The organism is uncultured Microbacterium sp. (assembly GCF_913776565.1).
In the GTDB taxonomy this organism is placed as follows: Bacteria; Actinomycetota; Actinomycetes; order Actinomycetales; family Microbacteriaceae; genus Microbacterium.
Genome location: NZ_CAJYPF010000043.1, coordinates 1 through 3,181, shown reverse-complemented (window position 1 = coordinate 3,181; position 3,181 = coordinate 1). Strand labels below are relative to the sequence as shown.

Annotated in this window: 3 protein-coding genes and 1 pseudogene; 3 read left to right on the top strand and 1 reads right to left on the bottom strand. The window is 73.3% G+C overall.

Features of this window, described 5'->3' with window-relative positions; genetic code table 11:
* The 3 genes from nadC to QZ433_RS02805 form a co-directional block, all read left to right on the top strand.
* Positions 1–836, top strand: an 836-nt coding sequence (gene nadC / locus QZ433_RS02815) for a carboxylating nicotinate-nucleotide diphosphorylase (RefSeq protein WP_295779915.1), incomplete at its 5' end; no start/stop codon positions are given.
* Complete coding sequence (locus QZ433_RS02810) at positions 833–1,963, top strand: cysteine desulfurase family protein (protein ID WP_295779914.1); 1,131 nt, start codon at positions 833–835, stop codon at positions 1,961–1,963. The genes nadC and QZ433_RS02810, both read left to right, overlap by 4 nt.
* Complete coding sequence (locus tag QZ433_RS02805) at positions 1,960–2,856, top strand: glycosyltransferase family 2 protein (RefSeq protein WP_295779913.1); 897 nt, start codon at positions 1,960–1,962, stop codon at positions 2,854–2,856. Before QZ433_RS02810 ends, QZ433_RS02805 begins: the two co-directional genes overlap by 4 nt.
* A gap of 58 nt (positions 2,857–2,914) precedes the next feature.
* Here QZ433_RS02805 and QZ433_RS02800 read toward each other — a convergent pair.
* Positions 2,915–3,181, bottom strand: a pseudogene (locus QZ433_RS02800) (ABC transporter ATP-binding protein); the annotation flags it as partial.

The window sequence follows — 3,181 nt, the reverse complement described above, 5'->3', positions numbered from 1 at the left end:
ACCGCGTCGTCACCGCCGCCCTCGAAGAAGACGCCCCCTGGGGCGACCTGACGAGCGAGACGCTCATTCCCGAAGACGCGACCGCCCGCGCCGAACTCGTCGCGCGTGTCGAGGGCGTCTTCAGCGGGGCGGCCGTCTTCGCCGCCGCCTTCATCCTCACCGACCCGTCGATCGTCGTCGACCAGCGGGTCCCCGACGGACAGCGCTTCTCACCCGGCGACGTCCTCGCCGTCGTCACCGGGCCCGCCCGCGCGGTCCTGACCGCCGAACGGATCGGCCTCAACTTCGTCCAGCGCATGTCGGGCATCGCGACCCTCACCAGCCGCTACGTCGCCGAGGTCGCACACACCGGAGCGCGCATCGTCGACACGCGCAAGACCACCCCCGGTCTGCGCGCGATCGAGCGACAGGCCGTGCGCGACGGCGGCGGACACAACCACCGGTTCTCGCTGTCGGATGCCGTGATGGCCAAGGACAACCACCTCGCCGTCCTCACCCAGAACGGCCTCTCGGTCACGCAGGCGCTCGAAAGCGCGATCGCCCGCCTGCCGCACACGACGCACGTCGAGGTCGAGGTCGACCGTCTCGAGCAGATCGACGCCGTGCTCGCGGCGGGGGTGGGCACGATCATGCTCGACAACTTCTCGATCGACGACCTGCGCACGGGCGTCGCCCGCATCGCCGGCGCCGCGCAGGTCGAGGCCTCGGGCGGCGTCACCCTCGACACGGTCCGCGCGATCGCCGAGACCGGCGTCGACGTCATCTCGGTCGGCGCCCTGACCCACTCCGTCTCGTCGCTCGACCTCGGGCTCGACATCCGCATCGAGACGGCGTGAGCCTGTACCTCGACACCGCCGCGACCACCCCCGTGCGCCCCGAGGTGCTCGAGGCGATGGCGCCCTACCTCACGCGCGTCTTCGGCAACCCGTCGAGCCATCACGAAGTCGGCGAGGCCGCGGCATCCGCCCTCGACGACGCCCGCGCGCGCGTCGCCGCCGTGCTCGGCATGCGCCCCGGGGACGTCGTGTTCACCTCGGGCGGCACCGAGTCCAACAACGCCGCGATCAAAGGGATCGTGCTCGGCGGACCCCGACGCCACCTCGTCACGACCGCGATCGAGCACGAGTCCGTCCTCGCCTCGGCCGACTACCTGCGGCGGTTGCACGAGGTCGACGTGACGCACGCGCCCGTCGACGCGACCGGCACCCTGACGCCGGACGCCCTCGCCGACACCCTGCGCGACGACACCGCGCTCGTCTCGATCGGCTACGCCAACAACGAGATCGGCACGATCCAGGATGCCGCCGCCCTCGCCGCCGTCGCCCACGCCCGGGGCGTGCCCCTGCATCTCGATGCGGTCCAGGCCGCCGGGTGGCTGCCCCTGTCGGGGACGGGGGCGGATGCCGTCACCGTGGCCGGACACAAGGTCGGCGCGCCCAAAGGCACCGGCATCCTCGCCGTGCGGGGTCGCCTCGCGTTCGAGCCGCTCCTGCACGGCGGCGGCCAGGAGCGAGGGCGCCGTTCGGGCACGCCCGACGTGGCCGGGGCCGTCGCGATCGCCACGGCACTCACCCTCGCCGAGGTCGAGCGCGCCGAGGCCGCCGCGCGCGTCCGCGCCCTGTCGGCGGCGTTCGTCGCGCGCGTCCTCGCACGGGTGCCCGGCGCCCGGCTCACCGGCCATCCCTCGCACCGCCTCCCCGGCACGGCGAGCTTCGTCTTCCCCGGCACGAACGGCGAGACCGTCCTGCTCGAGCTCGAGCGTCGCGGCGTCGTGTCCTCGAGCGGGTCGGCGTGCGCGGCGGGCAGCGACGAGGCCTCGCACGTGCTGCTCGCGGTGGGCGTGGACCACGACGAGGCCCGCACAGCGGTGCGGTTCACGCTGCCGCGGACGCTGACGGCATCCCTCGATCCCGTGGCAGATGCCGTGGTCGACGCCGTCACCGCCGTAGGATCGCGCGGGTGAGCACCACCGACGTCACCGTCATCGTCCCCGGGTTCGACGTCGCGGCGTACGCCGACGAGGCGCTGGAGTCGCTGCGGCGGCAGACGCACCGGCACTGGAAGGCCATCCTCGTCGACGACGCCTCCACCGACGACACCACCCGCCTCTTCGCCGACGCCGAGGCGGACGACCCGCGCTTCCGTCTCGTGCGGCACGAGACCCAGCGCGGCCTCGGCGCCGCACGCAACACCGGCCTCGACCTCGTCGACACGCCCTACACCGCGTTCCTCGACGCCGACGACGTGCTGCGTCCCGACGCGCTCTCGCGCCTGGCCGACACGCTGGACCGCACCGGCAGCGCCTTCGTCGTCGGCGCGTACGTGAGACTGCGACCGGATGCCGACGGCCCCGGCTACACCGCCGCGGACGTGCAGCCGTGGGTCGCCGCCGCCACCGACCCCGCCCGCGAGGCGACGACTCTGGCCGCGCACCCCGCGGCATCCGGCAACATCGTCGCCTGGTCCAAGATGAGCCGCACGGACTTCTGGCACGAGAACGCGCTGCGTTTTCCCGAGGGCCGCTACTACGAGGACCAGGTGCTCGCGCAGCGCATGTACACCCTCGCCCCGGGTTTCGACGTGATCCCCGACGTGCTCGTCGAATGGCGGCAGCGCCGCGACGGCGGCTCGATCACCCAGCGACTGGCCGAGATCGACGTGCTCCGCGACTATCTCGAGGCTCTGGGCGAAGGGATCGCCCTGCTGCGCGCGGCGGGAGCGGATGCCGCGGTCGCCTCGCGCGGCGCGCTCATCCGCACGCTCGACCTGCCGCCCCTGCTCGCCCTCGCCGAGACGCACCCCGATCCGGCCTATCGCATCGCCCTGGAGGCGTTCGTGGAGTCGCTGCCGGACTGAACGCGGGTCGATCGACGGACCCCGGTGGCACGCGGGCGCGGCGCACGTGCTGTCGAGGTCAGGCCGGTGCTTCGTCCGCGCGACGAGCGGGCAGGGCGGCGGGGGCGAGACCCACCTCGTCGCGCTGTTCCTCGGCGAGTACGAACGACGCGGCGAGCTGTTCGGCCGCGAGGCTGGCGTACAGGCCGCCCTGGGCGAGCAGCTCGGTGTGCGTTCCCGATTCGACGATGCGACCGGCATCCACCACGTGGATACGGTCGGCGCCGATCACGGTCGACAGCCGGTGGGCGATCGACAGCGTGGTGCGCCCGTGCGAGGCGGTCTC